This window comes from Rhodococcus sp. KBS0724, assembly GCF_005938745.2.
In the GTDB taxonomy this organism is placed as follows: Bacteria; Actinomycetota; Actinomycetes; order Mycobacteriales; family Mycobacteriaceae; genus Rhodococcus_F.
This window is the reverse complement of sequence record NZ_VCBX02000001.1, coordinates 6,047,912-6,066,999: the sequence shown is the minus strand read 5'-3', so window position 1 is coordinate 6,066,999 and position 19,088 is coordinate 6,047,912. Positions and strand designations below refer to the sequence as shown.

At 59.5% G+C, this 19,088-nt stretch carries 17 protein-coding genes; 14 read left to right on the top strand and 3 right to left on the bottom strand.

Annotated elements, in window-relative coordinates; all coding sequences use genetic code 11:
- Window positions 1-80 precede the first annotated feature (80 nt).
- A complete protein-coding gene (locus tag FFI94_RS27925; RefSeq protein WP_138870675.1) occupies window positions 81-341 on the bottom strand; it encodes a hypothetical protein in 261 nt (86 codons plus the stop codon).
- A 354-nt stretch (window positions 342-695) separates the two neighbouring features.
- Here FFI94_RS27925 and FFI94_RS27920 point away from each other — a divergent pair, with 354 nt between their 5' ends.
- From FFI94_RS27920 to FFI94_RS27890, 7 genes are all read left to right on the top strand, one after another.
- Entirely contained in the window at window positions 696-1,622 is a 927-nt protein-coding gene (locus FFI94_RS27920) for an SMP-30/gluconolactonase/LRE family protein (protein WP_138870674.1), read from the top strand.
- 52 nt (window positions 1,623-1,674) lie between these two features.
- Window positions 1,675-2,580, top strand: coding sequence for an SDR family NAD(P)-dependent oxidoreductase (locus FFI94_RS27915; RefSeq protein ID WP_138870673.1), 906 nt, complete (start codon window positions 1,675-1,677; stop codon window positions 2,578-2,580).
- Window positions 2,581-2,613: 33 nt separating this feature from the next.
- Window positions 2,614-3,846: a cytochrome P450 gene (locus tag FFI94_RS27910; protein ID WP_138870672.1), complete on the top strand. Its 1,233-nt coding sequence runs from the start codon at window positions 2,614-2,616 to the stop codon at window positions 3,844-3,846.
- Window positions 3,847-3,856: 10 nt separating this feature from the next.
- Window positions 3,857-4,177: a 2Fe-2S iron-sulfur cluster-binding protein gene (locus FFI94_RS27905; RefSeq protein WP_138870671.1), complete on the top strand. Its 321-nt coding sequence runs from the start codon at window positions 3,857-3,859 to the stop codon at window positions 4,175-4,177.
- Between the two features lie 99 nt (window positions 4,178-4,276).
- On the top strand, window positions 4,277-5,767 hold the full coding sequence (locus tag FFI94_RS27900; RefSeq protein WP_138870670.1) for an aldehyde dehydrogenase: 1,491 nt from the start codon (window positions 4,277-4,279) through the stop codon (window positions 5,765-5,767).
- Window positions 5,767-6,876, top strand: a complete 1,110-nt coding sequence (locus tag FFI94_RS27895) for an NDMA-dependent alcohol dehydrogenase (protein WP_138870669.1) — start codon at window positions 5,767-5,769, stop codon at window positions 6,874-6,876. The genes FFI94_RS27900 and FFI94_RS27895 overlap by 1 nt, the downstream gene beginning before the upstream one ends.
- Before the next feature lie 49 nt (window positions 6,877-6,925).
- Entirely contained in the window at window positions 6,926-8,173 is a 1,248-nt protein-coding gene (locus FFI94_RS27890) for an MFS transporter (RefSeq protein ID WP_138870668.1), read from the top strand.
- Between the two features lie 20 nt (window positions 8,174-8,193).
- Here FFI94_RS27890 and FFI94_RS27885 read toward each other — a convergent pair whose 3' ends face one another.
- Both FFI94_RS27885 and FFI94_RS27880 read right to left on the bottom strand, forming a co-directional pair.
- The gene (locus tag FFI94_RS27885; RefSeq protein ID WP_138870667.1) at window positions 8,194-9,177 is read right to left on the bottom strand and encodes a MarR family winged helix-turn-helix transcriptional regulator; all 984 of its coding nucleotides are present in this window, start codon (window positions 9,175-9,177) and stop codon (window positions 8,194-8,196) included.
- 36 nt (window positions 9,178-9,213) lie between these two features.
- Window positions 9,214-10,125 carry an alpha/beta hydrolase gene (locus tag FFI94_RS27880; RefSeq protein ID WP_138873461.1) on the bottom strand — a complete coding sequence of 304 codons (912 nt, stop codon included), beginning with the start codon at window positions 10,123-10,125 and terminating at the stop codon, window positions 9,214-9,216.
- Between the two features lie 243 nt (window positions 10,126-10,368).
- Between FFI94_RS27880 and FFI94_RS27875 the strand changes: the two genes are divergently transcribed.
- The 7 genes from FFI94_RS27875 (at window position 10,369) to FFI94_RS27845 (ending at window position 19,077) form a co-directional block, all read left to right on the top strand.
- Window positions 10,369-11,514 carry an acyl-CoA dehydrogenase family protein gene (locus tag FFI94_RS27875; protein WP_138873460.1) on the top strand — a complete coding sequence of 382 codons (1,146 nt, stop codon included), beginning with the start codon at window positions 10,369-10,371 and terminating at the stop codon, window positions 11,512-11,514.
- Entirely contained in the window at window positions 11,511-12,602 is a 1,092-nt protein-coding gene (locus tag FFI94_RS27870; protein ID WP_138870666.1) for an acyl-CoA dehydrogenase family protein, read from the top strand. Before FFI94_RS27875 ends, FFI94_RS27870 begins: the two co-directional genes overlap by 4 nt.
- A complete protein-coding gene (locus FFI94_RS27865; protein WP_138870665.1) occupies window positions 12,599-13,846 on the top strand; it encodes a CaiB/BaiF CoA-transferase family protein in 1,248 nt (415 codons plus the stop codon). The genes FFI94_RS27870 and FFI94_RS27865 overlap by 4 nt, the downstream gene beginning before the upstream one ends.
- Window positions 13,847-13,977: 131 nt before the next feature.
- Window positions 13,978-14,715 (top strand): GntR family transcriptional regulator, encoded by a 738-nt coding sequence (locus FFI94_RS27860; protein WP_260684391.1) that lies wholly within the window; start codon window positions 13,978-13,980, stop codon window positions 14,713-14,715.
- A gap of 99 nt (window positions 14,716-14,814) precedes the next feature.
- Entirely contained in the window at window positions 14,815-16,764 is a 1,950-nt protein-coding gene (locus FFI94_RS27855) for an NAD(P)/FAD-dependent oxidoreductase (RefSeq protein ID WP_138870663.1), read from the top strand.
- A 149-nt stretch (window positions 16,765-16,913) separates the two neighbouring features.
- A complete protein-coding gene (locus FFI94_RS27850; protein WP_138870662.1) occupies window positions 16,914-17,672 on the top strand; it encodes an SDR family NAD(P)-dependent oxidoreductase in 759 nt (252 codons plus the stop codon).
- Window positions 17,673-17,916: 244 nt separating this feature from the next.
- Complete coding sequence (locus FFI94_RS27845) at window positions 17,917-19,077, top strand: Rieske 2Fe-2S domain-containing protein (RefSeq protein ID WP_138870661.1); 1,161 nt, start codon at window positions 17,917-17,919, stop codon at window positions 19,075-19,077.
- Window positions 19,078-19,088: the final 11 nt, after the last annotated feature.

Below are 19,088 nucleotides of genomic sequence, written 5' to 3'. Positions count from 1 at the left end.
TTGGACGAGGGCGCTGCAGTCAATCCGAACTTGGTCCTTGGCTGCGACCTGCGAGGTACGGGTGCTCTGATTCGAGCGTCCTACTGCTGCCGGGAAACTGAACTGACGCCGGGAAGTTCGATCCGGCTCTCGGTAAGTTGCTGCGAGCGGACCGCATTGTCGATGCTGCGCCGCAATGCCGGGCACGCACGGTCGTTGTCTCCCAGCGCCCGGTGCGCTTCCGCGATGAACGTGCAGTTGTTGGCGTCATCGACCCACTGAATAGTGGTGTGGGCGGTGCTGAACTTTTCGACGAGTACGCAACGGTCACACATTTCACACGTCAACTTCTGCAGCGTCATCGTAGATCCTCCTGTTGGTTCGGCGGGGCGGTATCCCAGCCTCGCTCACGTCGCCAGAAATCAGTACGGCCAATCCCATTGGGCCGTCACCCTTCTTGGGCGACTGGCGTGGATGCTCGCGAATAGTTTTTTGTGAATTGCTTCATCGTAGTGTCCGAATGGGTATCGTCGGGTCAGATCTGGATCCAATTTTGCCTCCCAGGCTGAGTCACCCAGAGAATTAGTTGACAATTTGCATGTATCGAGTACTGTGAATGGCATCACATGCCCAAGGTCCTCCTTTGGATCCCTTGCAGAGCAGCATGTTCCGTTGTAATTGGTGAGCGCTTGAATGCCACCGCGGAAGGAAAAGTCATGACTAATGCCGTTGCTGACGCAGTTGCCGGCGCTCGCATCCTCGAACCAAATGAGATCGCCAAAGGCTTTTCGTGGCCGGAATGCCCCCGCTGGCACGATGGCGCCCTGTGGTTCTCGGACATGTACACGTCGACGATCAAGACTGTTGACGCGACCGGTGAGGTCCGCACGGTAGTCGACGCGACCTCGCGGGCTGCTGACGCCGCAGTTCCCATCGTTCTGGGAGGCTTCGGTTGGCTGCCAGACGGACGCATGATCGTCACGTCCATGCACGAAAAGCTGGTGCTGGTGTTCGACGGCGCATCCTTGGAGGAGTACTCGGATCTGTCCGCGCACGCCCCTGGCCCCATCAATGACATGGTGGTCGACACTGACGGTCGTGCCTACGTCACACAGCTCGGGTTCGACCTCTTCAACGGCGCGGAGCCAGTGGCGGCGCCGCTGATTGCAGTCGAGGCAGACGGTTCCGCCGCTGCGATCGATTCGATCGGTCCGCTGATGGGAGCCAACGGAATTGCCCTCTCCGCGGATGGAACTCGCCTGTATACGGCAGAGGCATTTGCCAACCGGCTTCTGGTCATCGATCGTGCGGTTGACGGCACACTGTCGAACCCCCGTGAATTTGCACCGGCTCCGTTCCTTCCGGACGGTATTTGTCTGGACTCCGACGGTGGCGTCTGGGCGGCTATGCCGGGAAGTGGATACGTCGGCCGTTTCGTGGAGGGCGGCGAGATCACTGATGCGATTGCGATTCCACTGGAACGGGGCGTCGGATCTGCTTGCATGCTAGGCGGTTTGGATCGATCGACCCTATACGTGACGGTTGGCGTCGAGGTATTCGATTTCGAGAAGTCTGCGCGCGAAGCTCAGGCATCGATTTGGTCGGCCGAGGTCCATCACAGTGGCGGCGACACCCGTCCCTGATCTGTCGCATGCGATTGATCCTGCCCCGCAGAGCCCTGGAAGAGGAAAGAGTATGAGCGAGTTACGTTTCGACAATCGTGTTGTTGTCATCACTGGAGCCGGACGCGGAATCGGACGCGAGTACGCATTGCTTCTCGGAGCACGGGGTGCGAGCGTGGTGGTCGGTGATCTTGGCGCCCGAACCGACGGGGCGGGAGTTGACGGCGACAACCCCGCTGCTGATGTGGCTGCTGAAATCGCCGCTGCCGGGGGACGTGCCGTAGCCTGTGCCGCCGACGTATCCACCGGTGAAGGAGCGCGCGCGTTGGTCACGGCGGCAGTCTCCAATTTCGGACGCCTAGACGCCGTTATCAACAATGCCGGAATTGTACGGACCGCTTCCTGGACCGAAGTTTCGGACGAAGAATATCAGCGGCACTTGGACGTTCACTACTTCGGGTCGCTCTTGCTTGCTCGCGCGGCCTGGCCGCACCTCGTAGAATCCGGTTCCGGCAGAATCGTCAACACGGTTTCGGCAGCAATGCTGGGTAACTCGATGATGACGCATTACGGTAGCTCCAAGGGCGCTGTGTTCGGACTGACCCGGAATCTTGCACTCGAAGGTGCCGAACACGGAATCAAGGTCAACGCTATTGCGCCCGGCGCGAGCACACGAATGGCGGAAGCCGCCGCAGGTGGTCTGCCGCCGGAAGTCCTTGAATACATGCGTACTTCGCTGCGAGCCGAGCAGGTAGCACCTGTCGGTGCATATCTGGTCCACGCTGATTCCGTAGTGACCGGTGAGGTGTTCAACGTGGCCGGTGGCGCCGTCAATCGCATGGCCATCGTCAACACCGTTGGAATTGCCGATCCGGACTTGTCGATTGAAACCGTTGCAAACCGGTTCGACGAGATCATGGCAGTTACCATCGACGCCGTGCCCCAGGTCGTCACCCCGCCGCCTGTACCGGCTTCTTGACTTTCTCTGCCTCACATCCTCTTTGGAGATGAAATGACTACCGTTGATGAACCCGTGACGGACACTACGTATCCGTTTGCCGCGGTCGCACCCACCGAAGCCGCTGCCCGCTACAAGGCAATTGCCGCCGATCGACCGATGACCAAGGTGACGATGCCGATCGGTGGTGACGCCTGGATCATTCACCGCACCGGTACAGCGCGGACTATGCTCGGCGATCCCCGATTTGTGCGAGAGCCTTTCCGCACCGGTGAACGCAAGATTCCATATTTCGTGGAGTTTCCGGATTTCCTCAAGACGACGATTCAATTCGAAGATCCGCCCCAACACAGTAAGCTTCGACGATTGGTTCAGAAGTCGATCTCACCGAAACGCGTTCGTGGTATGCGTGATTCGGCTATCGAGTTTGCGAACGCGCTTATCGACGAGATGGTATCGAAAGGCTCGTCGTCGAACCTCGTAGAAGACTACGCAGTAGCGTTGCCCATTCAGATGATCAGCAACCTTCTTGGCGTTCCCCCGGAGGATCGGCCGAAATTCCAAAAGTGGAGTTCCTCGACACTTGCGGTGGCGAATATGCCCGAGGAAGAGATCATGGCCAACATGGTCGAGTTGATCCAGTACATGATGGCGTTGATCGACGAGCGTCGTCGTGAGCCGCGCGAGGATCTGCTCAGCGATTTGGCCAATGCGCGAGACAAAGATGACAGCCTCACCGACGCCGAAATCATGCCGATCGCACTGATTCTCATTGTCGCCGGCTTCGATAACACCGCCAACTTCATTTGCTCGGGTGTCTACTCGCTTCTGAATAACCCCGATCAGCTCGGTGTGCTGCTCGAGGACATCGACGGCGTCGTACCTACGGCGGTGGAGGAGATTCTGCGGCACGGACGATTCGAACTCGGTCGAGATGTTGCCGGAATGGGCGGGTTGGTTCCGTTTGTTGCTACCGAGGACATCGAACTCGACGGTCAGCTCGTGGCACAGGGTGATGCGATTCTCGTTGATCCTGCAGCGACAGCTCATGATGGCATCGCAATCGACGATGGTGAGCGGTTCGATGTCACGCGAACCGACAATCCTCATCTGACTTTGAGTTACGGCTTGCATCACTGCCTGGGTGCGCCGCTTGCACGGATGGAGATGCAGGTCGGAATCGCCGAATTGTTCCGCAGGCTCCCTGGTATTCGGCTCGCAGGTGATGTTGTGGTCGATTTCGATAATCTCACCCAACCGATCACGTCCCTCCCGGTCTCGTGGTAGGGGGTCACACATGCCAAAGGTTTTCTACACCCAGGCAGACGGGGCAGAGAAGGTGATCGACGGTGTTGCCGGCGACTCCGTGATGCAGACCGCTGTGAGAAACGGAGTCAGTGGGATTGTCGGACAGTGCGGTGGGGTGCTCTCGTGCGCAACGTGCCACGTTTTCCTTGCCGAGTCGGACATGGACAAGTTTTCCGGGCCAAGTGAGGACGAGGACGACATGCTCGACTGTGCTGCTACCGACCGTGAGGAGACCTCGCGACTGTCTTGTCAATTGACGCTGCAGGATGGTGTTGATCTACATTGCACGATTCCCAAGCTTCAACTCTGATTTCGCATGCGCATCTATCCGCCTCCCGCCTGTGGGGAAGGCGGATAGATGCGTTGGGGAAGCAGTTCTTTTGGATGAATATGTTGTAAAGGTGGAGTGATGATGATGTCTGATTACTCGCGGGACGATCTGTTTATCGGCGGTCGTTGGCTTCCCCCGTCTTCTGGTGATTCGCTGGTGCTGCTCGAGGCGGCGACCGGAAAGCCCTTGGGGTCCGCGCCTTTGGGAGGATTGGCGGATGTAGATTCGGCAGTGCAGGCAGCGCGGGTTGCTTTCGATTCGGGGCCGTGGCCGCGTTCGACCCCAGGAGAGCGCGCACAGGTTCTGCGGCGCTTCGCGGAGGAGTTGTCGGTGCGCGGTGATGCTACGGCGGAGCTGATCAGTCGTGAGAACGGGTCACCGATAGCAGTGTCGAGCGGGGCTAATACTGCTGTGCCAGTGAGGCTTTTGCTTCAGTACGCAGATCTGATCGAATCCGGATGGTTGGAGGACATCAGACCCAGTGGCCGTGGGGCGACGATTGTTCGAAAGGCCCCGGTCGGTGTGGTGGCAGCTATTGTGCCGTGGAATTTTCCGCTGCTCATTGCTGTGGCAAAAATTGCCCCGGCGCTTGCCGCCGGGTGTTCGGTGGTGGTGAAGCCGTCGCCGGAGACGGCGTTGGATGCGTTTGTACTGGCGGAAGCTGCGGAGGCAGCGGGGTTGCCGGCAGGTGTGCTCAATGTTGTACCCGCAGATCGGGCAGTCAGCGCGGCTTTGGTGGCACACCCCGGCGTCGACAAGGTGTCGTTCACCGGTAGCACGGCTGCGGGCCGTCGGATCGGGGAGTCGTGTGGCCGGTTGGTGCGGCGAGTGACGCTCGAACTGGGTGGTAAGTCGGCCTCGATCGTGTGTGAGGATGCCGACCTGGGTGTCTTTGCGGCAAACCTGAACTCGACGTCGTTCATCAATAACGGGCAGGCCTGTGTTTTGCATTCGCGTGTTCTGGCACCTCGATCGCGCTACGACGAGGTGGTGGAGGTGGTCGAAGAGGCCGCTCGTTCGTTGGTTGTCGGCGATCCGTTGAATCCGGAGGTGACCTGTGGCCCGATGGTGTCGAGTGCTCATCGAGATCGGGTGCTCGGCTATGTCGACGCGGCCAGGGCTTCGGGCGCTCGGGTGGTTACCGGCGGTGGACGCCCGAAGTCGCTTCCGGATGGATGGTTCGTAGAGCCGACAGTTATAGCGGACGTGGACAATTCGAGTGCACTGGCGCAGGAGGAGGTATTCGGCCCTGTTGTGGCGGTGATCCCGTACGAGGGGGAGGAGCAGGCTGTTGCGTTGGCGAATGCGAGTGAATTCGGGTTGGCGGGCTCAGTGTGGACTCGTGACGAACAGCGCGGGATCGATATTGCGCGTCGTGTCCGTACCGGCACGTTCGGAGTGAATTACTACCAGATGGATCTGGGTTCGCCGTTCGGTGGTTTCAAGTCCAGTGGCATCGGCCGCGAGTTCGGTCCTGAGGGTTTGGCGTCGTTTGTGGAGTATCAGTCGATTTACGTCAGTGCCGATCAGTTGGCGGGGTCGGTGCGCGAACAAGGAAAGGTCGAATAGTGAAGACTCGTGCGGCGGTGTTGTGGGCTCCGGGAGAGCCGTGGTCGGTGGAGGAGATCGAACTCGACGAACCCCAAAACGGTGAGGTGCTGGTCAAAATGACGGCCACCGGGCTATGTCATTCCGACGAGCATATGCGTGACGGCACGAACGTGATGCAGTACCCGTTCATCGGCGGCCACGAAGGTTCAGGTGTGGTGGAGCGTATCGGTGCCGGCGTCACGGATCTGGCACCAGGTGACCATGTGGTGTTCAGTTTCATTCCGGCGTGTGGGCGTTGTCGCGCGTGCGCGAAGGGGATGTCGAGCGTGTGCGACATGGGCGCGCATATCGGTGTCGGCACGCAAATCAGTGACGATACCTCGCGACATCATGTGCGGGGCAGGGATGCTCGTCTGATGTGCATTGTCGGGACGTTTTCCGAGCACACGGTCGTCAATCAGGCCTCATGTGTGAAGATCACCAACGACGTGCCATTGGACAAGGCGGCTTTGGTCGGGTGCGGTGTCACCACAGGGTGGGGTTCGTCGGTGTACGTGGGCAAGGTGACGGCCGGCGATACCGTCGTGGTTCTGGGCATGGGTGGTGTGGGATGTGGTGCGGTGCAGGGCGCGGCTCAGGCTGGTGCGCGTCATGTTGTCGTCGTCGACCCGTCCGAGTTCAAGCGATCGGAGGCGAAGCGCTTCGGTGCAACTCATACGGCGGCCGATATCGAAGAGGCACAGTCACTTCTCGTTGACCTGACGTGGGGCGCGATGGCGGACGTCGTTGTGATCACGGTAGGCAAGATGTCTCGGGATCTTTTGGCGCCTGCGGTGAATCTGTTGGGAAAAGGTGGTGTGTGTGTTCAGGTTTCGATCGGCGATCCGCTCGAAATGACGGTTGATCTGAGTTTGATCGGTCTGACGTCGATGCGGAAGTCGATTTCGGGATCGTGGTACGGCAATGCCAATCCGCGTTCGGATATTCCGCTGCTGCTGCGGATGTACATGGAGGGAAAGATCCTCCTCGACGAGATGGTCACCAAGACCTACGTGTTGGACGAGATCAACGAGGCGTTCGAGGATATGCGAGCGGCGTCGATCATTCGCGGAATGATCCTGTTCTGATCGTGCACTCGGATGAGCGTTCGGGACCGAACAGTTCTGAGACTGTGCGATGACGGCTGTCGTCGACGGGATTCGGGGCCTGCAGGCGAGGACGTTTGCCTCGCTGTCGAATCCTAATTTTCGGTTGTTCATGTCCGGGCAATCCGTGTCGTTGACGGGCAATTGGATGCAGACGATTGCCCAGTCGTGGTTGGTTCTCGAGCTGACCGGTTCCGCAACGGCGATCGGCATTGTGTTGGCGTTGCAGACGGTTCCGATGTTGTTGCTGGGGCCCTACGGCGGAGTGATCGCCGATCGGTTCGACAGGCGCACTTTGATGATCGGATTGCAAGTGACGTTGGGGTTGCTTGCCCTCGTCCTCGGGGTTCTGGTTGTGGCCGACGTTATTGCTCTGTGGCACGTGTACGTGATCGCCGGATTATTCGGCCTGGTGCAGTGTTTCGAGAATCCGGCCAGGCAGGCATTTGTTGCGGAGCTGGTCGGTCACGGAGATCTCCGTAATGCGGTCAGCCTGAACTCGACTGTGGGAAGCGTGGCCAGGGCAGTGGGCCCGGCGCTCGCTGGCGTGACGATTGCTGCGGGCGGATTGGGGATCTGTTTTCTGTTCAATGCGGTGGGATATGGCGCTGTGGTCTTATCGCTGGTGCGATTGGATGTCTCGGCCTTAGTCGCTGCGCCCGGTGCCGCCCGGGTCAAGCGTCAGATGAGAGATGGTCTGGCGTATGTGCGATCCGAGACGAAACTTCTGGCGCCACTGCTGATGATGGCTCTGGTGGGCTGTTTGACGTACGAATTTCATGTGGTTTTCCCGATTGTCGCCACGCAGACGTTCGGGGCCGACGCGCAGATGTACGGGTTGATGACTGCGGCTATGGCGATCGGTGCTGTGGGAGGCGGTTTGTTGATGGCTGCGTGGGGCAGGACGGGAGTCATGCCATTGCTTGCCAGCTGCACAGTATTCGGGTTGGCTCTTGTTGCGGCCGCTGCGTCGCCGACGCTATGGATTTTGCTGGCAGTGTTAGTAGCCGTCGGGATGTGCAGTGTTTCGTTTGCGGTGACAGTGAGTAGCTCTCTGCAACTCGAAGCGGATCCGGCAATGCGAGGGCGGGTCATGTCTTTATGGTCGGCCGCGTTCATTGGGTCCTCGGCGGTCGGCGCCCCAATTGCGGGGTGGGTGTGTCAGGAGTGGGGCGGCAGAGCGGGACTACTGCTCGGTGCCTTCACCTGCTTCGCGGCAACGGCTCTCGGGTCGGTGTTATTCGTGCGTAACCGAGCGACGGCCGCACGGGTTTCCTGACACACTGTCGACTCCGGCACTCAGCCGTATCGGACCGCCGTCATGTCCGCAGTACTCAGAATGTCGTCGAGGTACTGATCGGTCAGCACTGCGTACTGCTGCGCCAGGTCCTTGTCGATATCGGCAAATAGGTCCCGCAGACTGTCGAGTCGCGAGGTACGTATCCTGGCCAGCATGGATGCGCCACTGGCCGTCGTCGCGACGGGACGACTACGTCGATCCGTTCCTTCATCCGTTCGGAGGACCAGGTTCTCTGATTCCAGAAATGAAATAGTCCGGGACGCGGCGGCTTGGTCGAGCGCGAGTCGCGAAACGACGTCAGACACGCTCGTCGGCCCGAACCACCCGATGTCTTGAAGAACGAAGTACTGGGACGGACTGAGTGATACGCGTGCTTTGGCGAGGGCAGCATCGAAATCGGCTCGACCGATAAGATAGACAAAATCTGCGATCGCACTCAGACACCTTGCTTCTACGGGGTTTCCGGCGATCTCCGATATCGCAATCCGGGTTCCGCTCTGCTCGGCGACGTCCGATTCTGTTCCAGCGGGAACGGGAAGCGTTCTCCGAACTCGGTCTACTGCACACTCGATCCAGTCGGCAAACGCATTGACCTCTTGGTCCGCCCACGTGTCCAAGGGGCGTCGCATTTCCGTCAACCACGATCTCTGCCACCTGAGCACGACCTGCAATCCGTAGTCGGACAGGAAGTGCACGATGCGCCTGCCGTCGTCCGGAGCACGCTCTTTGACCACTAGTCCTGCTCGCACCAGGCGTGCCACCTGGCGACTCGATTGTGTGAGGTCAACTCGGAGAGTCGCGGCGAGTTCACTTCCCGTGAGCGGGCAGTTCGCGAGGATCTCCAGTGTCTCGATACCTGAACGAGGAACGGCCACACCGGTGGCCGACTCGAAGCGTCGACGGCTTGCACTGCTGTGTGAGGAGAACGCAAGAAGGTTGATGTATCGAAGCAGGGCGACGGGAAGGGGTGTAGTACGTGACACCGAAGGAATCGTAGTCCGCTTCCCGCTCCGGAGGAGTCACTGACTGTTGGCGAACCGGGCTGCGACGAGTGCACCAACCTCCGACATGGCGATTCGAGCGCGTTGCACCGACTGCGTCTGCATGAAGAACCCGTGCGCTACACCGGGGTATCGAATTATTGCCGTGGGCACCCCGGCGTCTTGGAGTCGGTGGCCGTAATCTTCCACTGCGTCACGTAGCGGATCGGCGTATCCCGACACGACGATCGCGGGCGGTAGGTGTGTGAGGTCGGCGGCCAGCGCTGGGACGCCGTACTCGTCGTCGAGGCTGGAGTCCTCGCCGAGATACAACGACTTCATCCAATCGATGTCGGCGGTGCACAGGAACGGGCTGTCGCCGAACTCGCGCATCGAAGGGCGGTCCTGTCGCCGCTCGAGGCCTGGATAAATCAGGACTTGTTGGGCAATGTGAGGGCCGTTCTCATTCCGTGCACGAAGCGCTGTCGCGGCAGCCAGGCTCCCGCCGGCACTGTCTCCGCCTACTCCGATGCGGAGCCGATCGACGCCTAGTCGATCGGCTTCGCTGTGGGTCCATGCAAGTGCTTCGTAGGCTTCGTCGTTCGCGACGGGGTACTGATGTTCCGGGGCAAGCCGATAGTCGACATTTAGGACCACCGCAGAGGTCGCGGCGGCGATCTCACGCGCGAGCAGATCGAAGGAATCGAGCGAACCCATGATCATGCCGCCGCCGTGGAACCAGACGAGCGCGGGCGCTCCTGTCTCCGGTGCCGTGGATGGAATGTATACGCGCACAGGGACTTCGCCGTGCATCCCAGTGAACGACGTTGTCTCGACGGTGCGCATGTCGGGTCCGGGGCCGCGCACAATCGACTCGAGTGCGCGCCGGGATTCCTCGACTCCCCTTTCGTGGGATCGAGGAACGTTGTTCCGCTTCATGGTCTCGGCCATCGCCGCGACCTCGGGGTCCAGTTGATGGTTCCTCCGACTCGACTTCGAGTGTGGTGTGGCGGACTTGGTCATGATTTCTGTGAGCCTCCGTCGAGGAAGTTTTTACCGAACATCGGGGGTGAAGTGTCACCCACGGTACACGGATCTTCTAAAAAGAATCATAAATTGGATCCAATAACGTATGGTGAGTTTTGACGGGTCTTCGACAGACCGGACGAGGAGGGTGCTGTGACCGCCACCAAGATGGCGCCGCCAACTGGAAGTGCTGATTTGGCACACCGAGAATTGCGAAACGACGTTCGCACATTTCTCGAGGCCGAGATCTGCGCCGGGTCTTTCACCCCGCAATGCGATAGTTGGATGGCTGGCTTCGACCCTGCATTCAGTGCGAAGGTCGGAGAGCAAGGTTGGCTCGGTATGGTCGTGCCCACCGCGTATGGAGGGCATGGCCGCAGTCCGCTCGAGCGGTTGGTCGTGGCCGAGGAAATGCTTGCGCACGGGGCGCCCGTTGCGGCCCATTGGATCGCGGACCGGCAAACGGCACCGAACCTGCTGAAGTTCGGCACCGAGGAGCAGAAGGAACGTTACCTTCCCGGAATTGCCTCCGGTACAACGTTTTTTGCCATCGGAATGAGTGAACCGGATGCCGGGTCGGACTTGGCCTCCGTTCGGACCAAGGCTGTCGAGGATGGTGACAGCTGGCGTCTGACCGGAACGAAGGTATGGACCACCGGCGCACATCTTGCGCACGCCATGATCGTTCTCGCCCGCACAGACAATGACGAGTCGGGCCGACACGGGGGACTGTCTCAGTTCGTGGTGGACCTACCGAACCCGAACGTCGAGATTCGCCCGATCCGGAGCATCGACGGAGCTGCGCATTTCAACGAAGTCATCTTCCACGATGCGAAGATTCCCCGCTCGGCGCTACTCGGGGCACGGGCCGACGGCTGGGTGCAGGTGATGAGTGAACTCGCCTTCGAACGTTCGGGGCCGGAGCGGTATCTGAGCACGATGCCGTTGTTGCGGGCGTGGGCGGAAAGGCTAAGAGCGCAGGGAGCTACGCCAGAACAACGCGTGGCTTTGGGCATGCTCACATCCCGAGCGTGGTCATTGCGCAGGATGTCGTTGATCGTCGCCACGGAACTGGCGGCAGGACGGTCACCCGACGTCATGGCTGCGATGGTCAAGGATCTGGGTTCGACTTTCGAGGGGGACCTCGTCGACGTTGTCCGGCGATCGAGTGACATTGCTGCACGCCTGAATACCGAAGATCCGTTTGCGGAATTGCTTGCACACAGCCTTTTGCACACACCAGCGTTCACCCTTCGTGGTGGAACCAACGAAATCCTGCGCTCCATCATCGGACGCGGAATGGGGCTCAGATGAGTGAATATCGAGCGGAGCTCGTCGACGCCGCGAATGCGATGATCGACCGCGCCGGCCCAAGCCACGAGGTGCCGCTCCAGCATGCAGATGACGCAGTGTGGCGCGCGTTGCATGACGCCGGTTTCACCACGCTGGGAGTGCCGGAAGAATCGGGTGGAAGCGGTGGAAGCCTTGCCGACGCACTCGAAATCGTGAGTGTCCTCTCTCGTCGCGGTGCCGCAACACCGATCGTAGAACACGGTGTATTGGCTGCCTGGATTGCTGCCGAGGCCGGCTTGAGTCTTGGAGACGACATTGCAACGGTATCGACGAAGGGCGGAATCGTTGTGCGCGACGATGGCGCTGGCGGCCTGATTCTCGACGGTCGACTCGAGGCGGTCGTGTGGGGTGAACTGGCGAGAACTGTTGTTGTCCTTATCTCGTGCGAGCCGACCTGCCACGTTGCGCTGGTATCCACGGACCACGAATCGGTCACGGTGTTGCCCGGGACGGATACGACCGGAATTCCGGTGAACGACATAGTGCTCAGTGGAACGTCGGTTACCTGCCACGGCGTCGCCGAGAACGTAGTTCGAGACGATGTGATCCGACGTGGAGCATTGGCGTACACGACTGCATCGGCTGCGGCCGCACGCGCGGTCTGTGATGCGACCGTCCGATACGCCGGCGAGCGAACACAGTTCGGCCGACCCTTGGCGAAGTTCCAGGCTGTGCAGCAACGTCTGGCCCAGTTGGCAAGCGTCACGAAGGCTGTCGAGACAGCAGCAGCGACGGCGCGCGCATCAGTTGACGCAGACGCGCCATCGGCGGCAGTGGACGTAGCTGCCGCGGCCACCTTCGTGTTTGCGTCGGCGCGTGAGATCGGGGCTGCCGGACACCAAATCCACGGTGCCATTGGATTTACCTCCGAACATGCACTCGGTCGTTCGACCACATCGCTCTGGGCGTGGCGTGAGAGATGGGAATCGGAGGACTACTGGGCCGATCAGGTTGCCTCTCATGTGCTTGATCAAGGGTTTGATCTGTGGGACGTCGTCACCGGTTTCGAGTCGGGTAGGGACATCGTGAAGGGAGAGATCAGCGCATGAGTGTGTTCACGTCTTCGAGCGAAGCCACTGCCGTCACACCACCCGTCGTGATCGACGGCCGAGCGGCGTGGCGGTCGACGGATCGTGACGGCGTCCTTTCCGGGTTGCGTGTTCTGGATCTGAGCCGCGTTCTGGCCGGACCGTACGCTGCTCAGATGCTTGCGGATCACGGCGCAGACGTACTCAAGGTAGAGGCTCCCAGCGGAGATGAAACCCGGGGGTGGGGGCCGCCGTTCGACGAGGACGGAATCAGCGCTTACTACGGCGGCATGAACCACAGCAAGGACAACATCTGCCTCGATTTGCGAACCGAACAGGGGCGCGAGGTACTCGGTCATCTCCTGAACGCGGCCGACATAGTGGTCGAGAACTTCAAAGCCGGGACGCTCGCCGCGTGGGGATTCGACTACGAGTCTGTTCTCGCTCCGGCGAATCCAGGAATGATCTATTGCAGGATAACGGGATTCGGTGTCGATGGACCTATGGGCGGCCTGCCCGGTTACGACGCAGTACTGCAATCGTTCGGCGGGTTGATGAGCGTCAACGGGTATCCAGAGGGCAACCCGCTTCGAGTTGGTGTTCCGATCGTCGACATCGTGGCCGCGAACTTGGCGTTCAGCGGAGTTCTGCTAGCCGTCCTCGATCGGACGAGGACCGGGAACGGGCAACTGGTCGACATTGCACTTCTCGATGCGGTGATCTCGATTCTTCACCCCCACGCCGCGAATTGGACGGTCAGTGGTGTTGTGCCGGAGCGGACCGGCGAGCTCCATCCGACGGTCGTGCCATATCAGGTCTTTGCTACGGGCGACGGTGATTTTTTCATCAGTGCAGCAAATGACCGGCAGTTCGCCTCGCTTGCAGCGGTTCTCGGCATTCCCGAGATCATTACGGATCCGCGCTTCGTTGCCAATCGTGACCGTCATAAACATCGCGAGGAATTGATTGCGCTGATCGCGCCGCTGATCGCGACCTGGCGACGCGAGGAGTTAGGTGCCCTGCTCACGGAAGCTGGTGTTCCGTGCAGTCCGGTCAACACGGTGGCGCAGGCGTTGCAGTCACCTCAAGTGCGCCATCGTGAGCTATTTGTCGAACGAGACGGATACCGCGGAATCGGTGTTCCTATTTCGTTGGGCAATGCCAAGACGGCTGCTCAGACTCCGGCGGTGAAGTGCGGCGCTCACACCGTCGAGGTTCTGGCGGCCATGGGATACGACGCGGAGTCGATAGACACCCTCGCCTAGCGGCGGCGAGACGCGACCGAGATGCAAGGGCAGCAGGCAGCGGTGATGCAACAATGGTGTATCCGAAATCGGTGCCGATCGCCGTGCTGAGCATCGGAACCGCCGAGAAGAATGCCCCAGAGGAGAAATTCGTGTCCCCCAGATCGAAAGCACGCCAGCTCGAGACCGAGTCGTCGTCGACCGGCAGAGTAGTAGCTCAGGGGCGGTCGGTCTCGGAGCAGGCAGCATCTCGGGTCGTTGCGGAGATCGAGCGAATGATCATCACCGGGGAATTACTCCCGGGACAACAGATTCGGCAGGAAACCATGGCAGAACGCCTGGGCGTCAGCCGACTGCCTATCCGGGAAGGACTGCGGCAACTCACATCGGAAGGGCTTGTCCGGCACGTACACAATGTCGGGTACGCCGTAGCTCGGCTGGAAAAGTCGGAGTTCGATCAGATCTACCTCATGCGGGCTGCACTCGAGAAGGAAGTGCTCCTGTCGCTACCGGTTTTCGACGATGCGGCCCTGGGGGAAGTCAAAGATTTGGCCGTCGAAGTGGCTGCAGCGGCCGATTCGGAAGATTACCTGCTGATGCGTATGCGAAATCGGGAGTTTCACTTCGCGATGTTCGACCGGTCGCCGCTGCAATTGATCGTTTCGGAATTGCGCCGATTGTGGACCCTGGCCATGCCCTACCACGCGGTGTACCTGTACGACCCGGAAGGGCGCGCTCGAGTGGTACGCGAGCACGACGAAATGATCGCGGCGTTGTCGACCGGTGACAACGAGCAACTTGTGAATCTGATGAATTTGCACCGTCACGGTGGCGAAGCCGGTACCAGTCTGATGCTTCGCGCTGGTGGAGCGACGCGGCCGCCGCACTGACCTACCGTTCTGCCCCATTCGGTGGAATGGAGAGAACGGGTCCATCTGCATCTTTTGCTGGATCCAATTTCCTATACCAATGACGATAGAAGAAGGCATATGAACGAATCGATCGATCGACCAGCTGTGGAAACATTCGACCAGGAACCTGTTGCGCTTGACCGTGAGACTCTCGCCAGGAACCTGCAGGATGCGGATCCGGCGATCCTGCTGTTATGCGCCGCACACGCGACCGGTGATCTGACACTTCTCGACCGATACGCGTCGTCGATCAGCCGTCGGCCGGGAGAGGGGCGCAATGCGCTGCCGGTGGTCACGATGGAAGCCGGTGCTCGCACATCGGTGACGGATCTTCTGCTGGGAGCGCTCGGCGCTGCGCCGATCGTTCCGGAACTGCTTGTCGGGGACCTCGATGTGTTCGCACGCATGGTCGAGATCGCAGTAGGCGAGAAAGTGTCGCCCGAATTTCTGCCACTGTTGTTGGAACAGAGCGGTTTTGTTCCGTCGCAATCGGTTGTACCGCGAACCAAATCACCGAAGCCTGGCATGCGAATCGCTGTCCTCGGTGCGGGCATGGCCGGTATCGCTGCGGGAATCATGGCGGAGCGCTTCGGCTACGAATACGAGATTTTCGAACAGAGCAACGACATCGGGGGCACGTGGCGAATGAACACGTACCCCGGAGTGGCTGTGGATACTCCCAGTCTGTACTACTCGTATTCGTTCGATCTGAATGCAGACTGGACTCGGTACTACCCCGTGGGCAACGAGTACCAGCAGTATCTGCGACGGGTCGTGGAATCGCATGGCATCAAGGAACACATCACGTTCGACACCGAGGTCACCGGACTTCGATGGATCGAGCAAGATTCGGAGTGGGAGCTGTCGATTCGTGCTGCCGACAGCACGATGCAAACGTCGCGGGCGACCACCGTCATTACTGCTTTCGGTTTCTTGAACCGTCCGAAGTTTCCGGAGATCTCCGGAATCGAAGACTTCGCCGGCATCTCCATGCACACTGCCCAGTGGAAAGATGCAGATCTCCGAGGCAAGCGAGTCGCAGTAATCGGTGCGGGAGCTACCGCGGTGCAGGTGGTAGGAGAGATCGCAGATTCCGTGTCCGACCTGACTCTCTTTCAAAGGCAACCACATTGGGTGATGCCGAGTGCTCCGGGCTCAGGCGTCGTGCCGGACGCGGAGCGCTGGCTCCTCGCCCGGTTGCCGTTCTACAACCAGTGGTTTCGACTCAAGACCTATTGGGGTCTGAGCGACAACCTGTACGACAACATTCGTGCAGATCCGGAGTGGGCTGAGAACAACGTGTCTATTTCGCCCGCGAACGATCGAGTGATGCAAACAGGGCTTGCCTACCTGCAGAGCATGTTTGCCGATCGACCGGATCTTCTGGCCGAGCTCACTCCCGATTACGCGCCGGCCGGCAAGCGATTGATCCGGGATCCCGGAAATTTCTATGCCTCGCTTAAACTTCCGCATGTCAGCCTGACGAGTGAGCGCATCGAGAAGGTTGTTTCGAGTGGGGTGGTTACTGCCGACGGCCGGACACATGAAGTCGATGTCATCATTTACGCCACGGGTTTCACGCTCGATTTTCTGTCGCCGATGGATATCGTCGGTCGCGAGGGTCGTGTGCTGAACGACGAGTGGCAGGGCGATGATCCGGTTGCTTACCTTGGCGGCACAGTCCCAGGCTTTCCGAACCTTTTCGTGACGTCAGCCCCGAATACCAGTCCCGGACACGGCGGTGGGCATAATTTTCCTACAGAATCCGTCCTGCACTACATCTTCGAATGCCTGCAGATCCTCGTGGAAAATGGCGGTACTTCCATCGAAGTGAGTGCCGAGGCAACTGAGGAGTACAACGCCAGAGTCGCAGCGCAACTGGAGAACACAGTGTGGACAATAGCGACCGGTGCACATACCTACTACCGCAATCGGGCAGGTCGTGTGATCCTCCCAAGCCCTTGGCGAATGGTGGACTTCTGGACGATGCTGCGCGAGCCTGATCTGTCGGCGTTCACGATCCGCTGACTATGTGATCTTCATGTCAAGGCGGGAATTTTTGCCCGCACTATTGGATCCAATAATTTGTCCAGACAGTTGACTTTTATCATATAAAGTTGTGGACTGGATCACACGTCGTCGACGCGGCGTCGTGTCTATCGAGAGGAGAAACCTTCGTGTTCAGCTTGGAAGGTCGGGTCGCACTTGTGACCGGCGCAGGTCAGAGCGTCGGAGCGGGGATTGCCACGGTGCTTGCTCGCCAGGGTGCAGCCGTAATCGTGAACGATCTGTTTGCCGATCGTGCAGAAAAAGCGGCGGCTGCTATCGAGGAAGAGGGTGGCCGAGCGATCGCTTCCGCGTTCGACGTCACCGACTACGACGCGGTTGTCGAGCATGTGCGGGCCGCGGAGGCGCTGTTCGGGCGGCATGTGGACGTGCTCGTGAACAATGCGGGAATTGCCGAGGGGCGGTTCAACCTTCCGTTCCGGCAGCTCACGCCGGAGCAATGGCGTGCGCCGATCGATCTCAATATCTTCGGTGCGTTCAATTGTGTCCAGGTGGTTCTCGAGGGCATGTGTGACGCCGGCTGGGGTCGTGTCGTCCAGATCTCGTCCGGCTCTGCTCGTACCGGCCAGAATATCGGTGTCTCGATGTACGCGACGGGCAAAAGCGGTGTCGAGGGCTTTATTCGTCACCTTGCTGCAGAGACTGGCCAATTCGGCGTCACTGCAAACATTCTGGCGTTGGGGCATCAGAAGAATCTCGAGGAGAAGATGTCCGAGGAGATGATCAACGACATCATCGCAACCATACCGATCCGGCGTCTGGGGGATGCCATCGAAGTAGGCGCGGCATGCGCTTACCTGGCATCCGATGAGTCCGGGGGCATGACAGGGCAGACTATCGACTTCAATGGCGGCTCGCAGACAAGGTAGATCTCTCGTTTCGCTCGTGAGATCTGTCAATGAAGCGCGCGAATAATACTGCTGTATTGCATATTTCACTAGTGTATGGGCATTTGCGTTGATGCTCCGAGTGTGTTGTGACCAGTCGAGTCGGTCGCTAGTCCGATAACTCTCCCGCTCTTCGGGAACGCGCCATCTGTGGTCGGGATTTCGTTGAGAGGCTGATCACATTCACCTTCGGGGCGCTTTACGATCGAAATGCAGGAGGTTTCACATGAGCTCTACCGCAACGAATTCCGAAGAGGTAAGAACAATCGAGGCGGGAGCGCCTCCGGTCCGGTTTGCCCGTGGTTGGCACTGTCTAGGGTTGCTACGCGATTTCAAGGACGGGAAGCCGCACCAGATCTCCGCGTTCGGAACGGAGCTGGTTGTTTTCGCCGGGGAAAACGGAAAAGTCAACGTACTCAATGCCTTCTGCCCACATATGGGAGGGAATCTGGCACTCGGCGCCGTGAAAGGTGACACGATCGCCTGCCCGTTCCACGATTGGCGCTGGAGGGGTGATGGCAAGTGTGCGGAAATCCCCTACGCGCGGCGTGTTCCTCCGCTTGCGCGAACGAAGTCGTGGGCAACTCTCGAGCGCAACGGACAGCTGTACGTCTGGCACGACCCGCAGGGTAGTAAACCGACCGAAGAAGTCACCATTCCCGAAATCGCGGTCTATGGAGATCCGGAATGGACCGACTGGACTTGGAAAACGCTGAAAGTCGAAGGGTCGAACTGTCGAGAGATCGTCGACAATGTAGTGGACATGGCTCACTTCTTCTACGTCCACTACGGGATGCCGCAATACTTCCGGAATGTCTTCGAAGGTCACGTTGCAACCCAAGTTATGCGATCGAAGCCACGAGCTGACGCTGTCGACGCAAGCATCGGAAGCAACTATGACCGCGAAAGTGCATCAGATGCATCATATTTCGGACCTTCGTACATGATTGACAAACTGTGGACCGAATCCCTCGAAGATGACCCGAACATCATCCTGATCAACTGCCATTACCCGATTTCTCCGACCTCGTTCGTTCTGCAATACGGCGTCATCGTCAAGAAGCCGGAGGGCGTGTCGGACGAGGTTGCCGCAGGGATCGCGGACGCGATTGCCGGCGGCGTCGCAATAGGTTTCGAGCAGGACATCGAGATCTGGAAGAACAAGTCTCCCATCGATAATCCTCTTCTGTCGGAAGAGGATGGACCGGTATACCAGTTGCGCCGTTGGTACCAGCAATTCTACGTCGATGTCGAAGACATCGAACCGGAAATGGTCAATCGTTTCGAGTACGAGATCGACACCGAACGCGCATTGACGAGTTGGCAGGAAGAGATCGATGCCAACCTAGCTGCCGGACGTAGCGCGATTCCGGCGCCCGCGCCCTGAGTCCCGACACA